Annotated in this window: 23 protein-coding genes; 11 read left to right on the top strand and 12 right to left on the bottom strand. The window is 69.5% G+C overall.

The window, feature by feature from the left end:
* The first annotated feature begins 168 nt into the window (after nt 1–168).
* Nucleotides 169–1,065, top strand: a complete 897-nt coding sequence (locus ACH49X_RS19370; RefSeq protein ID WP_195078977.1) for an expansin EXLX1 family cellulose-binding protein — start codon at nt 169–171, stop codon at nt 1,063–1,065.
* 5 nt (nt 1,066–1,070) lie between these two features.
* On the opposite strand, the gene ACH49X_RS19365 is transcribed toward ACH49X_RS19370, so the two are convergent.
* Nucleotides 1,071–2,750 (bottom strand): FAD-binding dehydrogenase, encoded by a 1,680-nt coding sequence (locus ACH49X_RS19365; protein ID WP_357208819.1) that lies wholly within the window; start codon nt 2,748–2,750, stop codon nt 1,071–1,073.
* Nucleotides 2,747–3,385: a TetR/AcrR family transcriptional regulator gene (locus ACH49X_RS19360; protein ID WP_195078979.1), complete on the bottom strand. Its 639-nt coding sequence runs from the start codon at nt 3,383–3,385 to the stop codon at nt 2,747–2,749. Before ACH49X_RS19360 ends, ACH49X_RS19365 begins: the two co-directional genes overlap by 4 nt.
* Nucleotides 3,386–3,581: 196 nt before the next feature.
* Between ACH49X_RS19360 and ACH49X_RS19355 the strand changes: the two genes are divergently transcribed.
* Nucleotides 3,582–4,586, top strand: coding sequence for a zinc-binding alcohol dehydrogenase family protein (locus tag ACH49X_RS19355; RefSeq protein ID WP_195079411.1), 1,005 nt, complete (start codon nt 3,582–3,584; stop codon nt 4,584–4,586).
* A 147-nt stretch (nt 4,587–4,733) separates the two neighbouring features.
* The gene (locus ACH49X_RS19350; RefSeq protein ID WP_195078980.1) at nt 4,734–5,390 is read left to right on the top strand and encodes a cutinase family protein; all 657 of its coding nucleotides are present in this window, start codon (nt 4,734–4,736) and stop codon (nt 5,388–5,390) included.
* A gap of 60 nt (nt 5,391–5,450) precedes the next feature.
* Here the strand turns inward: ACH49X_RS19350 and ACH49X_RS19345 are convergent, their stop codons facing one another.
* From ACH49X_RS19345 to ACH49X_RS19330, 4 genes are all read right to left on the bottom strand, one after another.
* On the bottom strand, nt 5,451–7,475 hold the full coding sequence (locus ACH49X_RS19345) for an SDR family oxidoreductase (protein WP_357208817.1): 2,025 nt from the start codon (nt 7,473–7,475) through the stop codon (nt 5,451–5,453).
* Between the two features lie 301 nt (nt 7,476–7,776).
* Nucleotides 7,777–9,480 carry a 5'-nucleotidase C-terminal domain-containing protein gene (locus tag ACH49X_RS19340; protein ID WP_357208815.1) on the bottom strand — a complete coding sequence of 568 codons (1,704 nt, stop codon included), beginning with the start codon at nt 9,478–9,480 and terminating at the stop codon, nt 7,777–7,779.
* A gap of 84 nt (nt 9,481–9,564) precedes the next feature.
* Nucleotides 9,565–10,221 carry a biliverdin-producing heme oxygenase gene (locus ACH49X_RS19335; protein WP_357208813.1) on the bottom strand — a complete coding sequence of 219 codons (657 nt, stop codon included), beginning with the start codon at nt 10,219–10,221 and terminating at the stop codon, nt 9,565–9,567.
* A 106-nt stretch (nt 10,222–10,327) separates the two neighbouring features.
* Nucleotides 10,328–11,848, bottom strand: coding sequence for a threonine/serine exporter ThrE family protein (locus ACH49X_RS19330; RefSeq protein ID WP_195078984.1), 1,521 nt, complete (start codon nt 11,846–11,848; stop codon nt 10,328–10,330).
* A 138-nt stretch (nt 11,849–11,986) separates the two neighbouring features.
* Between ACH49X_RS19330 and ACH49X_RS19325 the strand changes: the two genes are divergently transcribed.
* A complete protein-coding gene (locus ACH49X_RS19325; RefSeq protein ID WP_195079412.1) occupies nt 11,987–12,841 on the top strand; it encodes an LLM class F420-dependent oxidoreductase in 855 nt (284 codons plus the stop codon).
* A gap of 469 nt (nt 12,842–13,310) precedes the next feature.
* On the opposite strand, the gene ACH49X_RS19320 is transcribed toward ACH49X_RS19325, so the two are convergent.
* The 3 genes from ACH49X_RS19320 to ACH49X_RS19310 are packed head-to-tail and all read right to left on the bottom strand — an operon-like array spanning nt 13,311 to nt 16,527.
* Nucleotides 13,311–14,945, bottom strand: a complete 1,635-nt coding sequence (locus tag ACH49X_RS19320) for an ABC transporter permease (RefSeq protein ID WP_357208812.1) — start codon at nt 14,943–14,945, stop codon at nt 13,311–13,313.
* The gene (locus ACH49X_RS19315; RefSeq protein ID WP_195078986.1) at nt 14,942–15,874 is read right to left on the bottom strand and encodes an ATP-binding cassette domain-containing protein; all 933 of its coding nucleotides are present in this window, start codon (nt 15,872–15,874) and stop codon (nt 14,942–14,944) included. Before ACH49X_RS19315 ends, ACH49X_RS19320 begins: the two co-directional genes overlap by 4 nt.
* Nucleotides 15,874–16,527: a TetR/AcrR family transcriptional regulator gene (locus ACH49X_RS19310; protein WP_195047157.1), complete on the bottom strand. Its 654-nt coding sequence runs from the start codon at nt 16,525–16,527 to the stop codon at nt 15,874–15,876. The genes ACH49X_RS19315 and ACH49X_RS19310 overlap by 1 nt, the downstream gene beginning before the upstream one ends.
* Before the next feature lie 102 nt (nt 16,528–16,629).
* Here ACH49X_RS19310 and ACH49X_RS19305 point away from each other — a divergent pair, with 102 nt between their 5' ends.
* On the top strand, nt 16,630–18,582 hold the full coding sequence (locus ACH49X_RS19305) for an acyl-CoA dehydrogenase (RefSeq protein ID WP_195078987.1): 1,953 nt from the start codon (nt 16,630–16,632) through the stop codon (nt 18,580–18,582).
* 31 nt (nt 18,583–18,613) lie between these two features.
* Here the strand turns inward: ACH49X_RS19305 and ACH49X_RS19300 are convergent, their stop codons facing one another.
* From ACH49X_RS19300 to ACH49X_RS19290, 3 genes are all read right to left on the bottom strand, one after another.
* On the bottom strand, nt 18,614–19,510 hold the full coding sequence (locus ACH49X_RS19300) for a nuclease-related domain-containing protein (protein ID WP_357208810.1): 897 nt from the start codon (nt 19,508–19,510) through the stop codon (nt 18,614–18,616).
* A 114-nt stretch (nt 19,511–19,624) separates the two neighbouring features.
* Nucleotides 19,625–21,022 carry a DUF2252 domain-containing protein gene (locus ACH49X_RS19295; protein WP_195078989.1) on the bottom strand — a complete coding sequence of 466 codons (1,398 nt, stop codon included), beginning with the start codon at nt 21,020–21,022 and terminating at the stop codon, nt 19,625–19,627.
* A gap of 50 nt (nt 21,023–21,072) precedes the next feature.
* Entirely contained in the window at nt 21,073–22,767 is a 1,695-nt protein-coding gene (locus ACH49X_RS19290; RefSeq protein WP_357208808.1) for a GMC family oxidoreductase, read from the bottom strand.
* 218 nt (nt 22,768–22,985) lie between these two features.
* On the opposite strand from ACH49X_RS19290, the gene ACH49X_RS19285 reads away from it, so the two are divergent.
* The 6 genes from ACH49X_RS19285 to ACH49X_RS19260 all read left to right on the top strand — a co-directional run bounded on the left by ACH49X_RS19285 (nt 22,986) and on the right by ACH49X_RS19260 (nt 26,950).
* Nucleotides 22,986–23,579 carry a CDP-alcohol phosphatidyltransferase family protein gene (locus tag ACH49X_RS19285; RefSeq protein WP_323124110.1) on the top strand — a complete coding sequence of 198 codons (594 nt, stop codon included), beginning with the start codon at nt 22,986–22,988 and terminating at the stop codon, nt 23,577–23,579.
* A 42-nt stretch (nt 23,580–23,621) separates the two neighbouring features.
* Nucleotides 23,622–24,020: a glycine cleavage system protein GcvH gene (gene gcvH, locus ACH49X_RS19280; protein ID WP_067811038.1), complete on the top strand. Its 399-nt coding sequence runs from the start codon at nt 23,622–23,624 to the stop codon at nt 24,018–24,020.
* A 168-nt stretch (nt 24,021–24,188) separates the two neighbouring features.
* Nucleotides 24,189–24,674 carry an FHA domain-containing protein gene (locus ACH49X_RS19275; protein ID WP_040866480.1) on the top strand — a complete coding sequence of 162 codons (486 nt, stop codon included), beginning with the start codon at nt 24,189–24,191 and terminating at the stop codon, nt 24,672–24,674.
* A gap of 93 nt (nt 24,675–24,767) precedes the next feature.
* Nucleotides 24,768–25,571: a MerR family transcriptional regulator gene (locus tag ACH49X_RS19270; protein WP_195079413.1), complete on the top strand. Its 804-nt coding sequence runs from the start codon at nt 24,768–24,770 to the stop codon at nt 25,569–25,571.
* 160 nt (nt 25,572–25,731) lie between these two features.
* Nucleotides 25,732–26,205 (top strand): bifunctional nuclease family protein, encoded by a 474-nt coding sequence (locus ACH49X_RS19265; RefSeq protein ID WP_159848783.1) that lies wholly within the window; start codon nt 25,732–25,734, stop codon nt 26,203–26,205.
* 187 nt (nt 26,206–26,392) lie between these two features.
* On the top strand, nt 26,393–26,950 hold the full coding sequence (locus ACH49X_RS19260; RefSeq protein WP_039797830.1) for a MerR family transcriptional regulator: 558 nt from the start codon (nt 26,393–26,395) through the stop codon (nt 26,948–26,950).
* Nucleotides 26,951–26,956: the final 6 nt, after the last annotated feature.

Genomic DNA, 26,956 nt, shown 5'->3' with positions numbered 1-26,956 from the left:
CGGGCCACGCCCGGATCATTTCCGATCCGCGGCTGCCGTCGCTGAGCGGAATGGCCGGAATTAGCGGCGCACTTGCTGAATCGCCTGCCTTTCACTGCGGATAATTTTCGTTCGCCGTGCGCGGCGGCGGCCGGGCTGCTTTCCTGGTGAGGTCAGGATGGAAAGTCCGTGAGCAGCCGAGCCGGAGCCGGGGGAGCGATGCACCGGGTACCGATCCAGGAGCGACCATTCCGTGCCGAATGGCTATGGTTTGCCGCAGGAGCGCTGGCCACCCTCGCGGTGGTCGTCTGGCTGGTGCGGCCGTCGGCGCCGACCTGCGGCGCCGCGCGTCCGCTCGACGAGGTGTCCGCACCGTCCCGATTCCCGGTGTCCGCGGTGACTTTCGCGCCGATCGGGCCGGATATGTCCGCCGAGGCGCGCTACTACGTGTTCGGCAGACAGGTCTCGTGCTCGTTCCGTGCGCTGCCGCCCGACGGCTACTATGCCGGGCTGTCCACTCCCGGCTACGGGCGCGCCGACCTCTGCGGGGCCTATCTGGACATCGCGGGTCCACGCGGGTCGGTCCGGGCGATGGTGGTCGACCACTGCCCGGCATGCGCTCCGGGGCAACTGGATCTGAGCGCGGCGGCGTTCGAGCGGATCGCCGATCCGCGCGACGGCGTGGCGCGGGTCGGCTACCGCTTGGTCCGCGACCCGCAACCGGCGCAGGAGTTGACCTACGAGGTACAACCGGATTCCTCCGCGTCCTGGTTCGGCATCCTGTTCGGCGGCACCGGGAATCCGTTGCGCGAAGCGGCTGTTCGCCCAGCCGATGGCGGCCCGTGGCGACAGCTCACCCGCCGAGGGGACAACTATTGGACCATCTCCGGTGCTGGCCCCGGCCCGTTCACCGCGCGCGTGACGGACGTCTTCGGCAACGAGGCCGAGATCGCCGAGGTGGTGGTGGAACCGGGCCGGTATCCGGCGGGTACCCGGCTCTATTCGGGCGCGCCGTCTTTCGCGTCGTCGCCGTCGCTCGCGACCGCGACGGGGCCCGTCACGGTCGCGTCCGGCTGCCGGCGATAGGCCGATCAGGCCAGTTTCGCGGCGAGCGCGCGCCCTGCGGCCCGGCCGGAGAAGATGCACCCCCCGAGAAAGGTGCCCTCGAGCGCGTTGTAGCCGTGCACCCCGCCGCCGCCGAATCCGGCGACCTCACCCGCGGCGTACAGGCCGGGGAACACCGTGCCGTCCGGCCGGACCACCTGCGAATCCAGGTCCGTCTGCAGGCCGCCCAAAGTCTTGCGGGTGAGGATGTTGAGCCGCACGGCGATCAGCGGGCCCGCGGCGGGATCGAGGATGCGGTGGGGTTTGGCGACCCGGCCCGCCCGGTCGCCGAGGTACCGGCGCGCGTTGGCGATCGCCATGAGCTGGCTGTCCTTGCCGTATTTGTTCGCCAGTTCCCGGTCGCGCGCGATGATCTGGCGTTCCAGGTCGTCGTAGTCGAGCTGGGGTCCGCGCGCGATCTTGTTCATGCCCTCGACCAGCTCGCGCAGCGTGTCCGCGACGACGAAATCGACACCGTGCCGCTTGAACGCCTCCACCGGGCCCGGCGCGCCCTTGGCGACGCGGCTCTTCAGGGTGAGCTTGAGGTCCTTGCCGGTGATGTCCGGGTTCTGCTCGGAGCCCGACAGCGCGAACTCCTTCTCGATGATCGACTGGGTGAGCACGAACCAGGAGTAGTCGTAACCCGTCTTCAGGATCTCCTTCATGGTCGTGTTCGTATCGAATCCGGGAAAACACGGCGCGGGCAGGCGCTTGCCGTTGGCGTCGAACCACAGCGAGGACGGCCCGGGGATGATCCGGATGGCGTGGTCGGGCCAGATCGGGTCCCAGTTGACGATGCCCTCGGTGTAGTGCCACATGCGATCCCGGTTGACGATGGCGCCGCCAGCGGCCTCGGTGATGGCGAGCATCCGGCCGTCGACGTGCGCGGGCACGCCGGAGATCATGGTCTCCGGGCACGGGCCCAGTCGCTCGGTGGGCCAGTTGCGCCGGATCAGCTCGTGGTTGTGGCCGATTCCGCCGGAAGCCACGATCACGGCCTTGGCGCGCAACTCGAACCCGCCGACTTCGGTCCTGGACGAGGCGCGGCCGCGTTCCAGATCGGTGTCCTCCAGCACGGCGCCGCGCACGCCGATCACCGCGCCGTCCTCGACGATCAATTCGTCCACCCGGTGGCGGAAACCGAAGCGGACCAGCCCGCGCCGCTCGCCCTCGAGCACCGGCTCGGCGAAGACCCGCACCACCTCGGGGCCGGTGCCCCAGGTGAGGTGGAAGCGCGGCACCGAGTTGCCGTGCCCGTCGGCGCCCGCGCCGCCGCGTTCGGCCCAGCCGACCAGCGGCGTCACGCGCAGGCCGAGTTCGCGCAGATAGTCCCGCTTCTCGGTGGCGGCGAACCGCACGTACGCCTGCGCCCACTGCCGGGCCCATTTGTCCTCGTCGTCGCGGTCGAACCCGGCCGAGCCGAGCCAGTCCTGCAGGGCCAGCTCGTAGGAGTCCTCGATGCCGAGACGCCGCTGCTCCGGGCTGTCGACGAAGAAGAGCCCGCCCAGCGACCAGAACGCCTGGCCGCCGAGATTGTTGCGGTTCTCCTGGTCAAGCACGTGCACTGTGCGGCCGGCCTTGACCAGTTCGTGCGTGGCGACCAGGCCGGCCAGCCCGGCGCCGACGACGAGGACGTCCACTTCGGGGCTGCTGTGGGACATGTTCATCCTTCGGTTGCGGTGCTGTAGGCCAGCACGACGTGGTGGAAGAGTTCGGTGCGGCGCTCGCGCACGGCCTGGTTGTCCGGCTCCATCAGCACCTGCACGCTGGTGCCGTCGTGCACGGCGATGAGCGCTTGCCCGAATGCCTCCGGATCGGGCACGATGCGGCCGCCGCGGGCGAGCGCAGCGACGATCGTCGGCATGAGGGCGGCGACGATGGCCTCCTCGCGGGCGGCCATCACTCGGCGCAGCGCGGGGGTGCGCAGGGCGTGCGCGGTGAATTCGGCCGTGATCCGGTACCAGCCCTCATCGACCGGCACCGCGCGTTCCAGCCGCTGGACCGCGGCGCGGATGTCGTCGGTGCCCTCGGCCGCGATCTCGTCCAGGATGGCGCTCGCCTGCGTGAGCATCGCCGTGGAGCGCTGCTCCCACATGGCCAGGAACAACTCGTCCAGCGAGCTGAAGTTCGAGTAGAACGCTCCGCGGGTGAATCCGGCGCGCTCACACACCCGCTCCACGGTGGCGCGGCCGAAGCCCTCCTCGGCGAACGCCTCGTAGGCGGCGGTGAGCAGCCGGTTCCTGGTTTCGGCGCGGCGGCGGGTGACCCGGGCCGGCGCGGCCTGCGCGGCGTCGGACGTCATCGGGCACCTCCTCGTTCGGGTGCATTGGATACAGGAATGTACTCGATACAGGAATGTATCAGAGGTCGTCGGGCTGCGTGCCGTATTTCCCGAGTAGGGTGATTCCGGCGCTGGCTACCGCCGGGGTGCCCCATCCGTGTCGATCCGATCGGTGCGAGGTGATCCGATGAGCGAAGTTCGCAGCGATGCGCCCGCGATGCGCTGCTGGCGGGTGCGCAGGCCCGGTGCGATCGAGAGCGGGCCGCTGGACGCGCAGCGCGCACCCGTCCCCGAACCCGGTCCCGGGGAGCTGCTGGTGCGTGTGCTGGCCTGCGGAGTGTGCCGGACCGACTTGCATGTGGCCGAAGGCGACCTTCCGGTGCACCGCCCCGGGGTGGTGCCGGGGCACGAGGTCGTCGGCGAGGTGGCCGCGCTCGGGCCGGCCGCGGAGGGGGAGGGCTTCGCGGTGGGGGACCGGGTGGGCATCGCCTGGCTGCGGCACACGTGCGGGGAGTGCAAGTTCTGCCTGCGCGGAGCGGAGAACCTCTGTCCGCATTCGGCCTACACCGGCTGGGATGCCGACGGCGGTTACGCCGAATTTGCTTGTGTACCAGCGGCATACGCACTGCGCCTGCCCGCCGGGTACTCCGACGCCGACACCGCTCCGCTGTTGTGCGCGGGCATCATCGGGTACCGCGCGCTGCTACGGGCCGCGGTGCCGCCGGGCGGGCGGCTGGGCATCTACGGTTTCGGCGGCAGCGCCCACATCGCCGCTCAGGTGGCCGCCGCACGCGGAGCGCAGGTGCACGTGATGACCAGGGACCCGGCGGCGCGGGAGCTGGCCGCCGCGCTGGGTGCGGCCTCCGTGCAGGGGGCGGCGGATCCCCCTCCGGTGCCGCTGGATTCGGCGATCCTGTTCGCGCCCGTCGGTGAACTGGTGCCGCCCGCGCTCGCGGCGCTCGATCGGGGCGGAGTCCTCGCCGTCGCCGGTATCCATCTCAGCGACATTCCCGCATTGAACTACCAGCGGCATCTGTTCCAGGAACGGGAGATTCGCTCGGTGACCGCGAATACCCGCGCGGACGCTCGCGAATTCCTGGCTTTCGCGGGCGAACACCGGATACATCTGACCACGCACGGGTATTCCCTGGACATGGCCGATCGGGCGCTCGCCGACCTCGCGCGCGGACGATTCGCCGGAGCGGCAGTTCTCGTCCCGTAGAACACGATTCGGCGCTGACTCCGTATCGGTCGGATGGAGTTGCTTGACGACCGGCGAAGCCGTTCCTACCTTCGCGGATATAGCCGAGTAATTGTCACTGACAAGTGTCGCTCGGCTGTCTCACAACGGCGTGAGTAGGTGAGCACGATGGCCAACCGGAAGGTAATCCAGTTCGAGAAGTGGCGTGTGGCAAGGGCATTCGCCGTGCTACTGCTCGCAGCGGCGTTCGGGGCCGCGACGGGCATGCACGCATGGGCGGCGTCCTGCGCGGCGGTCGACGTCGTCGTCGCGAGAGGCACCCATGAACCCGGATATCTGGGTTCGGTGGTGGGCGACCCGCTCTACGACGCACTGTGGCAGACGCTTCCGATCGATTCGCAGGCCTATCGGGTGGACTACCCCGCCGACCTGCTCGACCCGTCCTCCATCAGCCGCGGCACCCAGGACATGACCGCTCACGTGATCTGGCAGGCGGCGAGGTGCCCCGACCAGCGGTTCATCCTGGTCGGCTTCTCGCAAGGCGCCGTCGTCACCCACGGGGTCCTCGGCACCGGCATCGTGACGGTGCTCGGTGGCATCCACACACTGCCCGCGGATCTGGAATCCCGGGTGGCCGCGGTGCTGCTGTTCGGCGACCCGATCCGGCTGATCGGCTGGAACGTGCCGGACCCATACGCCTGGCGGACCGGAAACTACTGCGCGAGCGGTGATCCGGTGTGTGAAGGCGGCATCCGTCCGGCTGCGCACACGGACTACCGGTGGGCCATGCGGCCCGCCGTGGCGTTCGCGGTGGACCGGGTGTGACATCCCGGAACGACAGGGTGGGACCGGTTCGAACCCGGCCCCACCCTCAGCTGTGCGTGGCTACCACTGCAGACCCGGAACGACCCGCGCGACGCGCGCCGCGGGCCTTGGCAGCGCCATGAGCGGCATGATCACCGGAGCCAGCGCGGACAGCGGGCCGCCGGACGCCTCGGTGGCGGGCGACGACTCGGCCGGACGGTCGTGCGAGTCGCCGCGCGCCGCGCGGGACTCCCCGAACAACCGGAAACCCTGGTGCATGATCTGCCGCTTCACCGACGGCATCAGCAATTCGACCGCCTGGGCGAAGGTGCCGACCGGCGTGTCGATGCGATGCGGCCGGTCCTCGAGCGCGCGCACCACGATCGCGGCGGCCTGATCCGGATCCGGCACCGGAAGCGCGCGGTACAGGTCGGTCGGCGCGATCATCGGGGTCCGCACCAGCGGCATCCGCACCGAGGTGAACGTGATCCCGGCATCCCGGTTCTCCACCGCCGCGATCTCGCTGAAGTTGTCCAGCGCCGACTTGCTCGCCACGTAGGCGGCGAACCGGGGCACCTTGGTCTGCACCGCGATCGAGGAGATGTTGACCACGTGCCCGAAGCGGCGCGCCCGCATCGACGGCAGCAGTCCGAGGATCAACCGCACGGCGCCGAAGTAGTTCACCGCCATGGTGCGCTCGAAATCATGCATCCGGTCGGTGGAATTGAGCACGGAGCGGCGGATCGAGCGGCCCGCGTTGTTCACCAGGTAGTCGACGTGGCCGTGGTCGTCGAGGACGCACTGCACCAGCTTCTCGACCGCTTCGGAGTCGGTGATGTCGCACGGATAGGTATGCGCGACACCGCCTTCCGCGCGGACCGCCTCGGCGGCGGCCGCGAGGTCGTCGTGCCCGCGCGCGACCATGAGGACCGTGGCGCCGCGCCGGGCGACCGCGTGCGCGGTGGCAAGACCGATCCCGGAGGACGCGCCGGTGATGAGCACGATCCGTCCGGCGAGCGGGTCGCCGGTGACCGACACGCGGCCGCGCTGCGGGTCGAGGTGATCGCGCCAGTACTGCCACAACCGCTCGGCGTAGCTGTCGAACGACGGCACGGTCAGACCGGCGCCGCGCAGCTGGGCGCGGGTGGAGTCGCTGATGAACTCCGCGGAGAACGAGGTGTGCGGAGCGACTTCGGCGGGGATGCCCACCTGTTCGAGCAGGAAATCGCGCACGGTGGTGACGCCGGGGATGTGTGCGAGGCCGCTGAGGGCCAAGCCGCTGCCGGGCACCGTGCCCAGGCCGGTCGGGGCGCCCGCCGCCGCGGCGAGCGCGCGGTACACCTCCGCGAACGGCTGCGGTTCCGGGTTGACCAGGTGAAAGGTCCGTCCGTCCAGGCCGGGGCGGCGGATCAGTTCTCCCATGGCGGCCGAAACGTAATCGACCGGAACGATATTGGTCGCGCCGAGATCGGGCAGCGGCAACGGCAGATCGGACGGCAGCGTGGCCAGCCGCGCGATCGCGCCGAAGAAGTAGTAGGGGCCGTCGATCTTGTCCATCTCGCCGGTGCGGGAATCGCCCACGATGATCGCGGGCCGATAGACCCGCCAGCGCACCCCGCGCGACTCGCGGACCAGCTTCTCGGCGGCGAACTTGGTGCGGTGGTACGGCGAGGTCAGCTGCTGCCCGAGGTCGAAGTCCTCCTCGAAGAACTTGCCCTTGTGGTCGCCCGCCACCGCCACGGAGGACACGTGGTGCAGCACCGCGCCCAGTTCGGCGGCCAGGGCCAGCACCGAACGCGTGCCGGTGACGTTCGCGGCGTGCGCGGTGTCCTCGTCGGCCGTCATGTCGTAGACGGCGCCGAGGTGAACGATGTGGTCGGCCTGCGGCGCCTCGCACGCCAAGCCGAGTCCTTCGGCGGTGAGATCGCCGATCAGGGCGTAGACCCGTTCGGCGCCGCGCCAGCCCGAGGCGATATCGGTGAACTTCCCCAGCGACGTCTCGCGCACCAGCACGTGGACGATCGCTTCCGCGTCGTGGTCGAGCAGGTCTTGCACAACCCGCCTGCCGAGGAATCCGGTTCCGCCCGTCACGATGTAAGTGGCCATCGCACTCTCCTGCTGTTCACTCGAACCTTGTTGTCGCACAAGTCATCCGGCATGCGGCAATGGATGCGGACAGCGTGATTCGGCCCCCAGCGACAGACGTCGGGCCGAAAGTAGGAACACCTTCGTCCTGACTTATTACTGAAGAGTAATCGACCGCTCTCGACCCCGGCAAGCGATCATGAGCCGTTCACCATGTGGGACTGATCACCCGTCTGCGCAGGTCAAACGGTATGTGTTACAAAGATTTCCAGTTACCCGGATTCTGGTCGAGTGTCCAGCAAATAGATGGCGGCCGGTGCCGCTACTTCTTCTCGACGCGGGCGGGCGGCGTCTGCAGTGGAGGCTTGTCGCGCAGGAACGTCTCGAGGGCGTCCAGGTCGGTCGGGCCCACCGCGGTATCGGTGCCCTCGGTGAAGACGGTGAATCCGTCGCCCCCCGAGGCCAGGAAGTTGTTGGTCGTGATGCGATAGGTGGCGACCGGGTCGAGCGGCCGGCCCGCGATGCGGACGCTGTGCGCGATCACCTTCGCGCCCGCGGGGGCGGTGGCGGAGTAGGCGTAGCCGATCCCCGCCGGAGAGAGGATCGTCGCTCTGCCGGAGTCGTTCCACTGCTGTTCCAGCAGGCGCAGGAGCTGGCTGCCGGTCAGCGTGAGCGTGACGACCTGGTTGCCGAACGGTTGGACGGTGAAGAGGTCGCCGTAAGTGACCGGTCCCTGCTTCAGGTCCGCGCGCACGCCGCCGGGGTTCATGAAGGCGGCGACGGCGGCGGCCGGACCCGCCGTGACCGACAGCATGGAATCGGCGATCACATCGCCCAGTGGTGAGGTGCCCGCAGGCGCCGGATCGTGCGGGAGAGTGGTCGCGGTCGCGCCGACCACGCGGCCCGCGCGCGGGCGCGACTGTTCGGTGTAGAAATCGATCAGCGCGGTGGTCTCCGCGTCGGGCGTCACCTCGCGGGTGACCACGCGGTTGACCGCCGAGGCGTGCACGCCGTCGCTGCCGAAACGCAGCGTGACATCGGTGATGAGCCGCCCGTACGAGGCCGCCTGGGTGATCACCTTGCCGCCGATGGTGCACACGTAGGGCTGGTGGCTGTGCGCGGTGAAGACCGCCCGGACCGCGGGGTCGATGCGCTCGGCCAGTCCCGTGACGTTGGGCGTGACGTTCGCGCAACCGTTGTAGTCCAGCGCCGCGTCCCGCTCTGGCCGCTGGGAACCGCCGTCGTGCACCAGCGCCACGATCGCCTCGGCGCCCGCCGCCTTCAGCTCCGGCACGTAGCGGTTGATCGCGGCGGCTTCGTCGCCGAAGTGGAAGCCCCGGATCCCTTCGGGCAGCACGATACTCGCGGTTTCGGGCGTGACCGTGCCGACTACGCCGATGCGGTGGCCGCCCACCTCCAGCATGGTCCACGGACGCAGCGCGGGCGGCAGGTTGCCCTGCGCGTCGGTGACGTTCGCCGCCAGATAGGGAAACTTCGCGCCGGTGAACGGGGCGCCGGGAGAACATCCGTCGTAGGCGCACCCGCCGCGCTGCAAGCGCGCCAATTCCAGTACGCCGTCGTCGAATTCGTGATTGCCGACCGCGGACGCGGCCACTCCCACGTGATCGAGGAAGTCGATCGTCGGCTCGTCGTGGAACAGGCTGGAGATCAGCGGACTGGCCCCGATGTTGTCCCCGGCCGCCAGCACGGCGCTGGACGGATACGCCGCCTTCAGCCGGGCGAGATGGGTGGCGAGGTACGCGGCTCCGCCCGCCTCGTAGTGCGCGATCTTGCCGTTGGATCCGCTCGGCGGCTGCAGATTCCCGTGCAGGTCGTTGAAGCCGAACAGGTGCACCTCGTCCGGTTGCGCCCCGCGCAGGTCGTTCGTCGAGATCAGGGGCACGATCCCGGCGACCGTCGACGGGCCGGGACCACTGCCGGGATCGGACGTCGTGCCGCAACCCCCTACCAGACCGGCGCCGGCGAGACCGGCAAGAATCACGGCGATGCGACGGCGCGCTCTCATACCATGACTGTCCCACGGCGGCGGCGTTCGCGCACGACGGCCGAAATGCGGCGCGGCACAGGGGGATGCGCCGTGCCGGTCCGGCTACTGCGCGGCCGGGAACTGTTCGGCGAGTTCCTCGAAGACCGCGGTGTTCATCGCGAAAGCGCGCTTGCCCTCGTCGAGCACGCGGCGGCGTTCCAGGTCGTCGAGGTCCAGCTGGTCGAGCAGGCCGCGGTATTCCCGCTTGAACGCCGCCGGATTACCCACGCCGTCGAAGACGTAGAAGCGGACTCCGTCGCCGCGATGGGGCAGGTTCCACAGCTTCTCCGCGGTGCCGCGGATGACCTGCCCACCGGACAGGTCGCCGAGATAACGGGTGTAGTGATGGGCGATGTACCCGGCGGGCCACTCGCGCGCGCACTCGTCGATGCGTTCGGCGTAGGCGGCGGTGGCCGGCAACGGTTCCAGGCCGGTTCGCCAGCCGGGACCGAGCAGATGCGTGAGGTCGCGCTCGAGTTCGGCGGTGCGGGCCAGCTCGGGCCGGATGAACGGCCCGGCCACCGGGTCGTCGGCCAGCGTGGCCCACCGCTGTTCGAGCGCGCGATAGATGAACCAGAGCTGACCGGTGTAGCGGTGATACGAGTCGACGCCGAGCGATCCGCCGAGCATGTCGCTCATGAAGCGGGAGTTCTCCGCCTCCGCATGCTGTTGCGCGGTGGCGGTGCGGATCTGCGTCGAGAACGGCACTGCTTCCGACATGTCCGAACCACCTCACCTCACACCGGGGCGCCGCCCGATCGCGGCGCCCTGACCAGTTCGATATGAGGTTACCGGGCGGGCGTTCGGCGCGCATGCGCCTCGCGGCTCACTGCGCGGGCGCCGAACGGCGGCGGCGCCGCACGATCGGGCGGCGCAGCGAGCCGAACCGGCGCAGTATCCGCGGTCTGCGCACGGTGCGGTCGCACCATTCGCCGAGGGTGACGCCCGCCGCGAGCGCGCAGCCGATGCCGAAGGCCGACAGCAGCTGATTGCCCCCGATCAGCAGTTCGTCGTTGAGCAGCGCGTAGAGCCCGCGGTAGACCTTGAGGCCGGGAAGCAGCGGAGTGATGCCCGCGACGGCGACGACCAGCGGCGGTGTCAGCGCGCGGCGGGCCATCAGGCCACCGGCCAGGCCGACCAGCGTCGCCGCGACGCCGGAGGAGATGACGGGGCCGAAACCCGCCTCCTGGATGGCGAGGAAGCAGATGATGCCAGCGGCGCCGCTGCCCGCCGCTGCGGCCAGCGCCCGTCGTTCGGCGTAGCAGGCGAGCGCGAACGCCAGGGCGGCCACCGCACCGGCCAGGATCTTCACCGGCAGGTCGGTGAGGTCGCGGGAGGAGGTCAGATAGACCGGCGGCACGGTGGCGTCGAGGAGATCGGCGATGCGCAGGGTGAGCGCGATGCCCGCGATGATGCCGCCGGTCATCATCATCACCTCCAGCATGCGGGCCGTTGCGGTGATCGGCGCGCCGGTTATCGCGTCCTGCACCGAGCCGACCAGCTGCAATCCACTGAGCAACACGGTGATTCCGGCCGCGATGATCAGGGTCGGGTCGACGTCGATCCGCAGGCGCGCGGCCAGGCTCGCCAGCACGATGGCCGGGATCGCCGCGATGGCCCCGCCCACCATGTGCTGGAAGAAGAACGGCAGCCCGTAGCGATTGAGGACGCGATTGGCGCGGTCGATCGCCGCGGTGGTCGCGAAACTGACCGCGGCCACGAGGGCGCCCGCGCCGAGCAGCGCCGCGATCGCCGCCGCCATCAGCGACCACGCCGCGGTGGCCGTCCACCGGTGATACGGGTGTGGCGCCGAGGTGATCGCGTCCAGTGCGGCGCGGGCCTGCTGCGGCGGGACCACCTCGTTGCGAATCCGGCGGGTGAGCCGGTCCACGGCGGCGAGCCGGGTGAAATCCAGGGCGCGGTAGTGCACGATCCGCATCGTGCTGGCCGGGGGCAGCGCGGGGCCGCGGTCGGCCCAGATGCGGATGGCGTCGTAGGTGACGTCGATGCTGCAACGGGACAGCCCGTAGGTGGCGGCGATGAACCGCACCGTCGTGGTGGTGTCCACCACGCCGGTGCCTGAGGCCAGCACCACTTCGCCGACCCGGACCGCGAGGTCGAGGACCTCGGCGACCCTGGCGTCGTCGGTGAGGTCGATCGGCTGCAACGGCGTCGGCGCAGTGACGATGGTGTCCGCGGTCGCCTGCCGGTCCGCGACCAGCAGGCCGACGGCCTGGGTGACGACCGGAATCGGCCGGGCGCGCCGCAGGCGAAGCCCGCGACGCCAGCCGAAGTGATCCACCCGTTCGGTGGTGGGATCGCCTACGGAAGTTGCGTCAGGACTCATGGAGGCGAACCTAGTCATCGGATGACTTCTCGGCATCCGTGCGGGTCGCGGCGGGCGCGCCGGTTGTGCCCGGCCCCTTGGTGCCCCCGGCGATCCGTGGTAGAACTTGTTCTAATTTCGGCGATGGGAGCGCGTACGGTGCGGTACGGAATCGTGTTGTTCACCAGCGATCGGGGCATCACCCCCGCGGACGCGGCGGTGGCCGCCGAGCGTGCCGGATTCGACACGTTCTATGTGCCCGAGCACACCCACATCCCGGTGGTCCGTGCCGCGGCGCACCCGCGCACCGGCGACGCGAGCCTGCCGGACGACCGCTATCTGCGGACCCTGGACCCGTGGGTCGCGCTGGGCACCGCCGCTTCGGTGACCGAGCGCATCGGATTGTCCACCGCGGTGGCGCTGCCCGCCGAACACCATCCGATCACGTTGGCCAAGACCATCGCCTCGCTGGATCATCTCTCCGGCGGCCGGGTCAGCCTCGGTGTCGGATTCGGCTGGAACACCGACGAACTGGCCCACCACGGCGTGCCGGCGGGCAAGCGCAGGACGGTGCTGCGGGAGCACCTGGAGGCGATGCGCGCGCTGTGGACCGAAGAGGAGGCCCGCTTCGACGGCGAGTTCGTCACCTTCGGCGCGAGCTGGTCCTGGCCGAAGCCGGTGCAGAAGCGCATTCCCGTCCTGCTCGGCGCGGCGGGCACCGAGAAGAATTTCACCTGGCTGGCGAAGCACGCCGACGGATGGATCACCACACCCACCGAGGACGACCTGGACCAGAAGATCGCTCTGCTGCACCGGGTATGGCGCGAGCAAGAACGCGCCGACAGCCCCGAGGTCGTGGCGCTGGCCGGGCGGCACGACGCCGCGCAACTGGCGCGCTGGGCCGGATCCGGGGTCACGGAAGCGGTTTTCGGACTGCCCGACCGTTCCGCGGAGGATGTGCGGGCCTATCTCACCCGCCTGGCGGGGAAGCTGGGGATCGAGCACGCCGGGTGACACGCCGGCGCATCCTCGCCGACGGACTGGTTGAGGCGCTCGGGGCGCGCCCACCGGCGTCACTGTGAGGGTGGGGCCCGCGTCGCTCATCGTGGGGGCTGGGCCCGTGTCGCGCTGAAAGCTCGAACGCCATGGGCAGCACGACCTGTCCCGTCGCGTTACGCAGCTCGACCGCCCTGGCGTCGGCCTCGACGCGAACGTGCCCGCGTCGAGGACGGCTCGGTGCGCAACCGCCGTGAGCGTCGGTGCAGGTTTCCGGTGGCCCGCGCCCGCGCAGGTGAACTGCGCGCGTATCCAGCACGTGAACCCGATCGCTGGCGTCGATGCCGCGCTGCGTCACCCCATGCGGAACATCAAGATCTCGTCGTCGGCATCGTGGCGGTCCATCGCGCCGCGCGTCGAGTCGAACCGCATCCGGACGGAAGCGGCCCGCGCGAAGCGGATTCGCGCGGGCCACGAGCCGGACCTGTCAGCGCAGGTCGCGGCGGCGGAAGGCGGTGATGCCTACGGCGAGCAGCGTCGCGGCGAGCGCGAGCAGCCACAGCAGCGGCTGAGCCTGGAATTCGGAGCCGGGCACCTTCGGCGGGTGGACGAACGGCACGAGATCCAGCATCCAGTGCGGCAGGCCGTCGAGCGAGCCGACGAAGAAGATCACCACCATGGCGCTGAGCACGCCCCACGCGACCGGCGCGAACCGCGGTGCGACGCCGTAGAGCGCGACCGCGATCCCCGTGACTACCCACACCGCGGGCACCTGCACCGCGGCGGCGGCCAGCGACTGGCCGAGCTTGGTGCCGAGGCCGCCGCCGGTGCCGCCGTAGACGACGCCGATCGCCACGCCGGAGACCAGCAGTGCCGCGGCGGGGCCGAGCAGCGCGAAGCCGACGTGGCTCAGCGCGTAGCGGACGCGCCCGACGGCGCCCGATAGCGTGGCCTCGACCCTGGCGCTGGTCTCCTCGTCGTGCAACCGCAGGGCGGCGGAGATCGAATAGGCGGACGCGGCCGCGGCGAGCATCGTGATCGCGTAGGTGATGAAGGACTGCTGCAACTGCTGTGAGCCGCCCATCCTGGTGACCATGTCGCGGATGGACGCGCTGCCGTCGAGCATGTCGCCGACGCTGTTCACCGCGCCGCCGATGAGCAGGCCGTAGAGGGCGAAGCCGATCGTCCACGCCAGCAGGGTGCCGCGCTGCAACCGCCAGGCGAGCCCGAACGGGCCGGACAGGATCGCCGCCGCCGCGGACGGCCCCGGACGCTCGGCGATGAGTCCCGAACCGATGTCGCGATTGCCGAGCAACGCGTAGGCGACGGCGGTGGCGAGCACGGCGAGTGCGGCGAACAGCAGCAGCACCCACCAGCGTTCATCGGCGTACGGGCGGATCTGCAGCGACCAGCCGATGGGGGACAACCAGGACAGCACGCCGTTTCCGGCGTCACCGACCGCGCGCAGGGCGAAGGCCGCGCCGAGCGCGCCGAACGCCACGCCGCGCGCCACCCTGGCGCCCGAGCTCACCTGGGCGGCGACCGCGGCCACCGCGGCCCAGACGATGCCCGACGCCGCGAGGGCGGAGCCGAAGGCAAGCGATCCCCCCAGTGGCAGGTCGGTGCCGTAGAGCGACAGCGCGCACACGACTCCGGCGAGCGCCGCGCCCGCGTAGGTCATGATCACGGTGGCGGTGAGACCGGCGTAGCGGCCGATGCTGGTGGCGCCCACCAGCTCCGCGCGGCCGGTCTCCTCCTCGACGCGGGTGTGCCGGATCACCGTCAGCACCGTGGCGATGGCGATCATGGTGTACATGGCCCCGGCCTTCCAGGTGCCGATCGACCCGAGCGCGGAGCTGAACACCGGCCCGTACATGGCGATCAACGCGGGGCTGTCGGCCGTGGTCCGCGCGAAGCTGTCCAGGGACGCCTGATTGTCGTAGAGATCCTTGATGCTGACGACCTGGAAGGCGGGCATCACTCCGATCAGCAGCGTCCACAGCGGCAGCACGATCCGGTCGCGCCGCAGATACAACCGCAGCAACCGTCCGGTGCCCGCGAAGTCGCCGGAAACACCGAATGCCGGCGCCGCCGCGGCGCGGCCGGCGATGGCGGTGGTCATGCTCGCACCTTCTCCCCGGTGGCCGCGCCGGACTCGGCGTCGTGACCGTCGACGTGGTAATGCCGCAGGAACAGCTCCTCCAGCGTGGGCGGCGTGCTGGTCAGGCTGCGCACGCCCGCGTCGCCGAGCACCCGGATCAGCTCGCCGAGGTGCTCGTTGTCGACCTGGCAGCGCAGCGTGTGGTCGTCGAGTTCGATGTCCTCCACGCCCGGGATGCGGCTCAGATCGCCCGCGTCCCCGGTCAATTCGGCGGTGATCGACGTGCGCGACAGATGGCGCAGATCCGACAGCGACCCGCTCTCCACCGTGCGCCCGGCCCGGATGATGGTCACCCGGTCGCAGAGCACCTCGACCTCGGACAGGATGTGGCTGGACAACAGGACGGTCGCGCCGCGCTCCCGCGCCTCGCGCACGCACTCCCGGAAGACCTGCTCCATCAGCGGGTCCAGACCCGAGGTCGGCTCGTCGAGCAGCAGCAGCGGCGCGTCGGAGGCCAGCGCCGCGACGAGCGCGACCTTCTGGCGATTGCCCTTGGAATAGGTGCGTGCCTTCTTGCGGGGATCGAGATCGAAGCGCTCGATCAGCTCGTCGCGCCGCCGCACGTCGAGACCGCCCCGCATCCGGGACAGCAGATCGATGGTTTCCCCGCCCGACAGCGACGGCCACAGCGTGACATCGCCTGGCACATAGGCTAATTCGCGGTGCAGGGCGACCGCGTCGGCCCACGGGTCGCGGCCGAACAACCTGGCTCGCCCGCCCGTGGCGCGCAGGATGCCCAGCAGCACCCGGATGGTGGTGGACTTGCCCGCGCCGTTGGGGCCGAGGAAGCCGTGGATCTCGCCTTCGGCCACGGTGAGGTCGAGGCCGTCCAGCGCGGTGACGTGACCGAAAGTCTTACGCAGATCGCGGACTTCGATGATGTCGGACATCACTTCTCCTTGGTGAATGTGTCCAAGATCGTGGGATCGGTGAGCAGCCCCTGGGTGTAGAACTCCAGGGCTGGTGGGGTGAGTTCTTCGGAGAGCTCGCGAATCGCCTTGCGATAGTCGATCTTCTCGTCGCGGTGCTGGCGCATCTGCATGTACAGCATCGTTGCGCCGACGTTCAGCAGCATCAGGTAACGGGCGCGTGCCGCCGGATCTCGGCTCGGTTTGATCGTGCCCGCCTCGACCGCCTTCTCGATGTATCCCTCGGCATCGGCGGCCATGTGCTCGAACAGTGATTCCGCCATCGGTCCTCCCGCCTGCAGGCTGCGCACCATGTAGGCGACCAGCGGCGCGTACGACTCGATCTCGGCCAGGGCATCGAGCATGCCCGCCTTCACCGACGACGCGGTGATCGCCTTGACCTTCTCGTCGCGGATCAACTGCAACACCCGATCGTCGCAGGCGGCCCGCAGGCCGTCCTTGGAACCGAAGTGATGGTTGACCAAACCGGGGGAGACGCCGGCGGCTGCGGCGATCTTGCGGACTCCGACCTGGAATCCGTGTTCGCCGAACACCTCGATCGCGGTATCGCGAATGCGCGCCGCGGTGGTCAGATCCTCGGCGGATCCTTGCGGAACGGGCTGTTGGTTAAACACATGTTCAGTATATTAAACACTCGTTCAACGGTCGAGCAAGACCTTGCGCCGACTTGTCCTGCGTCACGGTTTGCCGCGCGTGTACGGGGCTATCGTCGAGACATGACTAGCGGCACGGCAACGACGGCGGACCACCTTCGCGCGGCACTCGACGGCCCATGGGCGGCCGTCCGGGACGAAGCCCGCACCCTGCTGGCCGGGGAGGAGTTCACCGCCGATCCCTACCTCGACTACAAGGCCGCTCGGGCGCGGGTGCTCGAGCAGATGAAGGCGATCTCCACCATGGGTTTCGCCGAACGCGGTTTCCGCAGGGAGAACGGCGGCACCAGTGAGCCGGGCGCCGCTGTGGTCGGCCTGGAGATGCTGGCGTACGCGGATCTGTCGCTGTGGGTCAAATCGGGTGTGCAGTGGGGACTTTTCGGCGGCGCCGTGGAGAACCTCGGCACCGAACGGCACCGGGAGTACATCGAGCGGTTGATCTCGCTGGACCTGCTCGGCTGCTTCGCCATGACCGAGTCCGGGCACGGCAGCGACGTCGCCAACCTGGAGACCACGGCGACCTACGACCCGGAGACCGAGGAGTTCGTGGTGCACTCGCCGACGCCGTCGGCGCGCAAGGACTACATCGGCGGCGCGGCCGAACACGCCAGGATGGCCGCGGTGTTCGCGCAGCTCATCACGCGCGGCGAGAACAAAGGCGTGCACTGCCTGCTGGTGCCGATCCGGGACGAGAACGGCGCCGATCTACCGGGCGTGACCACCTACGACGACGGTCTCAAAGGCGGCTTGCCCGGCGTGGACAACGGGCGCATCGTCTTCGATCACGTGCGCGTGCCCCGGGAGAACCTGCTCAACCGCTATGCCGACGTCGCGCCGGACGGCACCTACAGCTCGGAGATCGAGAATCCGAGCCGCCGGTTCTTCACCACGCTCGGCACGCTGGTCCGCGGGCGGGTCAGTGTCGGCGGCGCGGCGGCGGCGGGCGCGCGCGTGGCCTTGAGCATCGCGGTGCGCTACGCGTTGCAGCGCCGCCAGTTCTCCGACCCCGACACCGGGGTGGAGACCGTGCTGCTGGACTACCGCAGCCATCAGCGCCGCCTGCTGCCATTGGTCGCGAAGTCCTACGCGCTCGCGTTCGCGCAGAACGACCTGGTGCGGCGGATGCACCTGGTGCAGACCGGCCAGAATCTCGAGCCCGGCGCGCAGCGCGCACTGGAGAAGCGCGCGGCCGGCCTGAAGGTCGCGCAGACCGCGCATGCCACCCGCGCCATCCAGGAATGCCGCGAGGCGTGCGGCGGTGCGGGGTATCTCACGGAGAACCGGCTGGTCACGCTGAAGGCCGACACCGATGTCTTCACCACCTTCGAAGGCGACAACGTCGTGCTGACCCAGTTGGTGGCGAAGGAACTGCTGACCGCCTACGCCGACGAGGTGCGCGACCTGGACGCGCTGGGCTGGGTGCGCTTCGCCGCCACCATGGCCGGTGACGTGGTGCGCAAGCGGTCCGGTGTGCGTCAACTGATCCAGACCCTGCGTGACCGCGGGGACGACTCCATCGACGAGGGCGACCTGTCGCGCCGGGTGGTGCAGCTGCAATTGTTCGCCGACCGTGAGGACTACCTGGTCCGCACCGCCGCGCACCGGCTGCGCGCCAGGGCCGAGGAGACCGGCCCGTTCGAGGCGTTCAACAACGCCCAGGACCACATCCTGGCCGCGGGCGCCGCGCATATCGACCGGCTGGTGCTGGAGGCGTTCATCGAAGGAATCTCCGACATCGAGGATCCGGCCGCGCGCGAACTCGCCGATTGGATGTGCGACCTGTTCGTCTACTCCACCATCGAGGAGAACCAGGCCTGGTACATCATGCACCGGTTCATGTCGGTGGACCGGGCCAAGACCGTGCGCCGCGGGGTGAACGAACTGGTCGACCGGCTGCGTCCGCACGCGCTGACCCTGGTGGAGGCCATGGGCGTGCCGGAGACCATGCTGCGCGCGGCCATGCTCGACGACGCCAGCGTCTTCCAGCGCGACCAGCCGGTGCCGGCGTCGTCGTAGCGGCCCTGCCGCCGCGCTCGCCGGCGGCCGGTCAGCCCGGTCCGTACGCCGCGAGCGCGGTGACCAGGAACCACACGACCCAGACGAAGCCGACGACCATGCCGATGGCCAGTACGGTGCGCATCACCGCGCGCCCGAAGTCCATGTCGCCGGACTCGCGCGGGTACAGCTTCCACGGGCTGTACCAGGGCGCCCGGATGACGAAGCCGGAGGCCTGCGCTTCCCGTTCGGCCTGGGCGAGTTCCTCCGCGTAGGCCTCGGCCTGCGCCTGGTTGGGCCCGCCGTGCCAGAGCGTGATGTCGATCGGGCCGAGGAAGCCCTCGTTGAGCAACTCCTGCGGCGCGGGCAGGTAGGGCAGGATGCCGAGACCGCGGAACGCGACGGCGACGTCGTTGGCCGTCCAGAGGAATTTCTCCTCGGTGGCGAGCGCGTCGAAATAGTGCCGCAGCCGCCCCGGATCGTCGCCGATGATCACGTCGAAACTCGGGTCGGCCCACCGCTGTTCGAGCTGCAGCTGCGCGCCCGGCATCGGGACGAGCAGGGCGACGCCGTGCACCACCCGCTGCCCGAGGCCGCGGGCGGCCAGCCATTCCTGCAGCGCGAAGGTGTGCTCGCGCGACTTGTCCAGCGGCGTGCGGCGGTCGCGGCTCTCCGTCGCCACCGGTTCGCCGTTGATGGTCCACTCGCCGTTCAGCGGGACCTCGAGCACGCCGTCCTGGCGCGCGACCAGCGCGTCGGCCTCGATCACCACGCAACTGGTCGGGGTCCAGATCACGGCATCGAACTGGTGCAGCCGATCCTTGTGGAACAGGCTGCAGGTGATGGTCGCGACACCGTGCGGACTGTCGGGGTCCTTCCAGGTGCGCAGCCAATCGATCAGCGCCCGCTCGGCATTGGTGCCTGCGGCGTTCTGGACTCGCACGAGCATTGGCGTCCACCCTTCACGTCGGCACTCGACAGTGGACAGGATACGAGGTGCCGCAACGGATTCGCCGCGCCAGTGCCGCCCGGCGGCGTGTCGGGCGCGAAGCGCGGTGCCGGGCTACTCCGGCTCCTCGGCGTCGATCCGGCCCGCTCGCACGGCCTCGGTCAGTTCGGCATGGTCGGCTTCGGTGCGGTCGGCATAGCGCACCGCGAACGCGGCCACCGCGTCGTCGAAGCGCTCGTCGTCGTCCAGATATCCCGAGAGCAACCGCGGGTCCAACGAGCGGGAATGGGCCCTGGCCAGCAGCGCGCCCGCCAGCCGTCCGTAGTCGTCGAGATCGTCCGCGGGCAGCTCCGCGGGATCGATGCTGCCCTTCATGTTGCGGAATTGCCGGACGATGAACGGCAATTCCGCGCCGTCTCCGCCCGGGACGAGGGACGTCCATCCGAGCAGGAGATCGGACTCGGATTGAACGAGCCTGGCGCCCCGCACGATTCGCTCACCCTCGTGCCGGGCGGCGGGCGTCGGCAGGAACGGGGCGAGCGCCGCCGTCGCGGCCTGCTTCACCTGCAGGACCAGCGCCTCGCCGTCGTTGCCGTGCAACAGCGCCAGGTAACTGTGCAGGCCGACGCTGCCGGTCCCGACGATCCGGAAGGCGATGTCGGACACCGCGAAGCGGGCCAGCAGATTGCGCCGCGATTCGGGCAGGGTGTCGGCGTAACGCTCCAGCCCGCCGATCACCGCCTCCGCGACGCGCTCGTCCACCGCGGTGAGAATCGGAGGATCGCTGACGAAGCGGTGCTTGCGGATGCCGGTCCGGTGATCCTCGAGGTGCTCGGTCCACTTGGCCACCACCTTGGCGCTGGTGTTCTTGCGGGCCTTCTTCGCCGCCTTCTCGAAGTCGTCGAGCAGGTCGTCGGCCTTGGCCCTGGCCAGCACCGACTCGTCGGGCAGCGCGCACCAGGACGTCATGAACGGCATCGCGGCCAGCTCCGCCACGGCCAGGCGGTAGGAACGGGCGGCGTCGCGCGCCGCGGTGCGGCACTCGTCCTCGTCGGCGCCTGCCTCGCGGCCGGCCAGCACCAGACCGGCCGCAAGGCGCTCCAGGTCCCATTCCCACGGGCCGGGCACGGTCTCGTCGAAATCGTTGATGTCCATGATGATCTCGCCGCGCGCGGTGCCGTACAGGCCGAAATTCGCCGGGTGCGCGTCACCGCAGAGCTGGGCGGTGAGACCGCTGTCCGGGCCACCCGCCAGATCGGCCGCCATCAAGCCCGCCGCACCCCGGTAGAAGGTGAACGGCGAGGCGATCATCCGCCCGATCCGCAGCGGGATCAGATGCGGCAGCCGGCCCGCGTTGCTCGCCGCGACGAAGTCGAGCACGCTGGGACGCCGGGCTCCGGTGGCCTCCCGGTCCCGCGCGATGACCGGAACCCGCTGACGCAACGCGTGTCCCCGAGCGCGCACCTCCGCGGCGGGAACATAGGAGCGCAGGTCGATACCACTGTCTGACACGACGGATCACGCTAGCCGGTGGCAACCGTCCCTGCCGCGTGGTGTCGGCCTCACGGGGCCGGAATGCGGGGCGGTGCGGGCTCGATCGGCAAACGCAGAGCGCCCGGCGCAGCGGCGGGTACCGCTGGTCGCGCGGGCGGCACCGCGGCGACGCGCCGGTAGGGCGACCCCAGTTCCGGTCGCGGGTCCGGATCGCCACGGTTGGGCCAGAACGCCATCGCGCGCTCGGCTTGCGCGGTGATCGTCAGCGAGGGGTTCACGCCGAGATTGGCGGTGACCGCGGAGCCGTCCGCGACGTGCAGGCCGGGATGGCCGTAAACCCGTTGGTAGGGGTCGACCACGCCGGTGCTCGGGCTGTCGCCGATCACGCAGCCGCCGATGTAATGGGCGGTGGCCGGGATGTCGAACACGTCCATGATCAGCCCGTGGGTGTCGCCGTCGACCTTCGCGCCGAACCGCCTGCCGATGTCGTGGGCCAGCGGGATCCAGGTCGGGTTCGGCTCGCCGGTGCCCTGCCTGGTGCGCAGCCGCCCGCGTTCGCGGAACGAGGTCAGCGAGTTGTCCAGCGACTGCATGATCAGCAGAATCACCGACTTCTCCGAGGCGTGCCGCGCGTCGAGGCTGCGCAGGAACACCAGCGGATGCAGCACGATCGCCAGCAGGAAGCGCAGGAAGCGGAACGCGCCGCCGTCCACGATCGGCACCGACATCGGGAACAGCGCGTTCTGGCCCTTGCCGTAGTGACACACCTCGACGTGGGTGTCGGGCTCCGGGTGGATCGATGAGGTGATCGCGATGCCCTCGGCGAAGTCGCGGCGGGCCCGGCTGACCACGTTGAGGATGGCCTCGGAGTTGCTGCGGGTGAGTTCGCCGAGCCGGGGGGACAGGTGCGGCAGCGCGCCGTCGTCGCGCATCTTGTGCAGCAGTTTCTGGGTGCCGAGCGCGGCGCCGGCGAACACCACCTGCTCGGCGGTGAAGGTTCTGCGTTGCTTGCGGATCCAGCGGCCGGAGCGCTCGGTGTCGACGGCGTACCCGCCGCCGGGCAGTGGCCGCACGGCGGTGGCGGTGGTCATCGGGTGAACCTGCGCACCGGCCTGCTCGGCGAGGTAGAGATAGTTCGTGGTGGTGGTGTTCTTGGCGTTGTGCGGGCAGCCGGTGAAGCAGCGCGCGCAGTGCACACAGCCGTTGCGGCGCGGGCCCGCTCCGCCGAAGTAGGGGTCGTCGACCTCGGTGCCCGGATCGCTCTCGTTGAAGAACACCCCGACATCGGTCGGATGGTAGGTGTCGGCCACGCCGAGGTCTTCGGCGATCTCCCGGATCACCTCGTCGGCCGGGGTCGTGCGCGGGTTCGGCGCCACGCCGAGCATGCGCTTGGCCTGGTCGTAGTAGGGCGCCAGTTCCGCGCGCCAATCGGTGATGTGCGCCCACTGCCGGTCGGTGTAGAAGTTCGGCAGGGGTTCGTAGAGCGTGTTCCCGTAGATCAGCGAGCCGCCGCCCACGCCGGCGCCGGAGAACACCGCGCACTTGCCGAGCAGGCTGATCCGCTGCGGACCGGTGAGGCCCAGGCGCGGCGCCCAGATCGATTTGCGGACATTCCAATTCGTGCGCGGGATGTCCTCGGCGTTCCATCGGCGGCCCGACTCGAGCACGCCGACCCGGTAACCCTTCTCGGTGAGCCGCAGGGCGCTGACGCTCCCGCCGAAGCCGGAGCCGATCACCGCCACGTCGTAGTCGAATGCGGACATGACTTCCTCTCGCTCACCGGCCACACAGTGAGAAATATTTCAAATCATTCTGTCATCGCCGCGCTGTGGCGGGAACCATCCTCGCACGGGCGCGCCGCCCCGATAATTGGAAATTCGGCCCGTGCGGATGGCGAGGACCGGGGTCGGTGGGGTATGCACGGGGCGTGACAACCGAATCGGGCGCCGCCCAACCGGAGGAACGCGCCGCCGACGGCGGAGTGCGGGGCATCTTCGCCGACCGCATCCTGACCGTGCCGAACGTGCTGAGCGTGCTGCGCCTGCTCGGCGTCCCGCTGTTCCTGTGGTTGCTGCTGATCGAGCGGGCCGATGGCTGGGCGTTCGCTCTGCTGGTCGTCAGCGGCGTCACCGACTTCCTGGACGGCAAGCTCGCCCGGCTGCTCGAGCAGTCCTCCCGGCTGGGAGCCCTGCTCGACCCGTTCGTCGACCGGCTCTATCTGGTCACCACGCTGGCGGCCTTCGTGATCCGCGGCCTGATGCCGTGGTGGGTGGCCGTGATCCTGGTGGGGCGCGACCTCGTGCTCACCGCGACGCTGTCGGTGTACAAGCGCCGCGACCTGCCCCCGCCGGAGGTGATCTACCTGGGCAAGGCGGCCACCTTCGCGCTGATGTCCGCGCTGCCGTGGCTGCTGGCCGGGCAGATGGACTGGGCTGCCGCCGGTTTCGGGCGTGCCTTCGGCGGGGCACTGCTGATCTGGGGCACCGTGGTCTATGTCTGGACCGGCGTGCTCTATACCGGCAAAGCCATCGCGGTCGCAAGAGCGATACCGGCTGTGGGGCATCGGACGGCCTAGCCGATAGAGTTTGCGTGCAACGTTCAAACGAAAGGACGGCCTGTGACCCAGACCCCCGAGGATCTGCGCTACACCGAGGAGCACGAGTGGGTACGCCGGATCGCCCCGACCCGGGTGCGGGTGGGCATCACCGACTACGCCCAGTCTCAACTCGGTGACGTTGTGTTCGTGCAGCTGCCCGAGACGGACGCGGACGTGGCCGCCGCGGACAGCATCGCGGAGGTGGAGTCGACCAAGAGCGTGTCCGACATCTACGCGCCGCTGAGCGCGAAAGTCGTTGCGGTGAACGACAAGCTGACCTCGGAGCCGGAGACGTTGAACACCGATCCCTACGGTGACGGATGGCTGTTCGAGTTGGAGGTGGGCGATGCGGCGAGTCTCGACGCGACGCTCGGTGAACTGCTCGATGCCGCAGGTTATCAAGGAGTTATCGGGGGCTGAGGCAGCCTTCCCAGTTCTACCTGCACGGGTGCGGCCCGGCAGGGTACGGTCAATGCCAACAGATGCACCCGGCGGCTGCGCCGGGAATCTAGAGACTCGACGGCAGGTCGTGGTGCCAGAGGCATCACCTGCTTGCATGGATAATCAGGTTCGAGGAGGAGAGAAACGGTGAGCGAGAACAAAGACCCGGGTTACGGGGAGACCGCGGCCGAGACGACGTCGGTCTTCCGCGCGGATTTCCTGAACGAGGTCGACGCGTCGCGCTCCGGAGAGCCGACCGGCGAGCAGCCGGTCCAAGGGGTCGAGGGTCTGCCCGTTGGCGCGGCCCTCCTGGTCGTCAAGCGCGGCCCGAACGCGGGCTCGCGGTTCCTGCTGGATCAGCCGACCACGTCGGCGGGGCGCCACCCCGACAGTGACATCTTTCTCGACGACGTCACCGTCAGCCGCAGGCACGCCGAGTTCCGACAGGACGACGATTCCTTCCAGGTCGTCGACGTGGGCAGCCTGAACGGCACGTATGTGAACCGGGAGCCGGTGGACTCCTCCGAACTGCAGAACGGTGACGAGGTCCAGATCGGCAAGTTCCGGCTGGTGTTCCTCACCGGACCGCGCGCCCAGGTGTCCGACTCGTCGGCGGGCGCGGGGAGTCTATGACAGCGTCGGCGCCGGGTCGCGCACTCATGAAAGGCTCGGAGTCATGAAGGACCCGGCGCTGTGACCGGTGCGGCGCAGTGGGCACGCGGAGGGATGTCGATCGGCTCCGTGCTCGACCTGCTGCGCCCCGACTTTCCCGACGTCACCATCTCCAAGATCCGCTTCCTGGAAGCGGAGGGCCTGATCCGGCCGGAGCGGACGCCTTCGGGCTACCGCAGGTTCTCCGTGGCGGATGTGGAACGGCTCCGGTTCGTACTGACCGCGCAGCGTGACCAGTACCTGCCGCTGAAGGTGATCAAGGAACAGCTCGAGGCGATCGATAGCGGTGCGGCGACGCTCGGCGTGCGGGAAGCCCGCGCCCGAGCGCACTCCGTCCGGCCCGGGGCGCCGGAGTCCGGGCGGGGCACGCCCGACACCGAACCGGCCGTGCCGGGTTCCGAGCGGGGTGCGCGCCCGGTGGCCGCCCCGCGCAGGCTCGGCGTCGTGCCGAGCGAGATCTCCCCGGAAGATCTGCGGTTCGATCACGAAATCCGGGTCACCCGCGCCGATCTCCTGGACCAGGCCGGGATCGAGGAGAAGTTCCTCAACGACCTCATCCGGGCCAACTTGATCACGCCGGGCCCGGCGGGATATTTCGACGCCGACGCCGTCACGCTGGCCAAAACCGCACGGGCGATGGCCGAATTCGGTTTGGAGGCACGGCATCTGCGTGCGTTCAAGCTCGCCGCCGACCGGGAGGCCGCGCTCGTGGCGCAGATCGTCGCCCCGATCGCGAAGAGCCGGGACGCTGGTGCGCGCGCCCGTGCGGAGGAGACGGTGCGCGAACTGGCCGCGCTGTCGCTGACCTTGCACACCTGTCTGGTCAAGTCCTCGGTCCGGGGCTCGCTCGGGGGCTGACCCCCGTCGGGCCCCTCGGCCCGGAGGTCGCGGCGATCCAACACCCTGATTTCTGCTGTGCAGACGGATCGCTGGACCGGTGCCGGTTCGCCTAGACTCGTGGTACGGCGAGCTCTGCAGCGGTCATGCCGGGCCGGCGGCGAGTATGGGAGGCAGTGCGATGAGCGAAATGCGCGTGATCGGCATCCGTGTCGAGCAGCCACAGAACCAGCCCGTGCTGTTGCTCCGCGAAGTGGCGGGCGACCGGTATCTGCCGATCTGGATCGGGCAAGCCGAGGCGACGGCGATCGTGCTCGAGCAGGAGGGGGTGACCCCGATCCGCCCGCTGACGCACGACCTGATCAAGGTCCTGATCACCGAGTTGGGGCACACCCTGAAGGAAGTGCGGATCGTCGATCTGCAGGAGGGCACCTTCTACGCGGATCTGGTCTTCGAGAACGATCTGCGGATCTCGGCGCGGCCGTCGGATTCGGTTGCGATCGCCTTGCGGGTGGGTTGCCCGATCCATGCCGAGGAGTCGGTTCTGGAGGAGGCCGGCCTCGTCATGCCGGACGAGCGCGAGGACGAGGTGGAGAAGTTCAAAGAATTCCTGGAGTCGGTGTCTCCCGACGACTTCAAGGCGACCGATAGCTGAAGTAGAGGTCGAGACTTTTCCCGCGCGTCGCGTTTGGCTCGATGACGTCGCTGGCTGGACAATCGTGGGGAGTAATCTCGACAGTTGGGCCACGACCGTTTCGGCCGAATCCGCACCGATTCGGTCGGTGACGGCGCCGGGTCATCGATGAGGCTGGGAATGCGTCGGCGAAGCAAGGGAGTGGTCAGTGGCAGAGCAATCGCAGGATGTGGTACAGCCAGGACTGTTCCCCGACGACTCGGTACCCGACGATCTGGTGGGCTATCGCGTTCCCAGTGCGTGTCAGGTGGCCGGAATCACCTACCGGCAGCTCGACTACTGGGCGCGCACCGGTCTGGTGGTGCCCTCCATCCGCAGCGCGGCGGGCTCGGGTAGTCAGCGGCTGTACTCGTTCAAGGACATCCTGGTCCTGAAGATCGTCAAGCGGCTGCTCGACGCGGGCATCTCGCTGCAGAACATCCGGATCGCCGTCGATCATCTGCGCAGTCGAGGGGTGCAGGACTTGGCGGGGATCACGCTGTTCTCCGATGGCACCTCGGTGTACGAGTGCACCTCGGCCGAGGAGGTCGTCGATTTACTGCAGGGCGGGCAGGGCGTCTTCGGGATCGCGGTGAGCGGCGCCATGCGGGAGCTGACCGGCGCCATCGCGAACTTCCCCGCCGAGCGCGCGTCGGCGATCACCGAACGTCCGGAGGACGAGCTGTCGTTCCGTCGCAAGGCGCGGATGAACCGCAAGACGGGCTAGGATTCG

The organism is Nocardia sp. NPDC019323, assembly GCF_044389845.1.
In the GTDB taxonomy this organism is placed as follows: Bacteria; Actinomycetota; Actinomycetes; order Mycobacteriales; family Mycobacteriaceae; genus Nocardia; species Nocardia implantans.
This window is presented reverse-complemented; position numbering and strand designations above follow the sequence as displayed.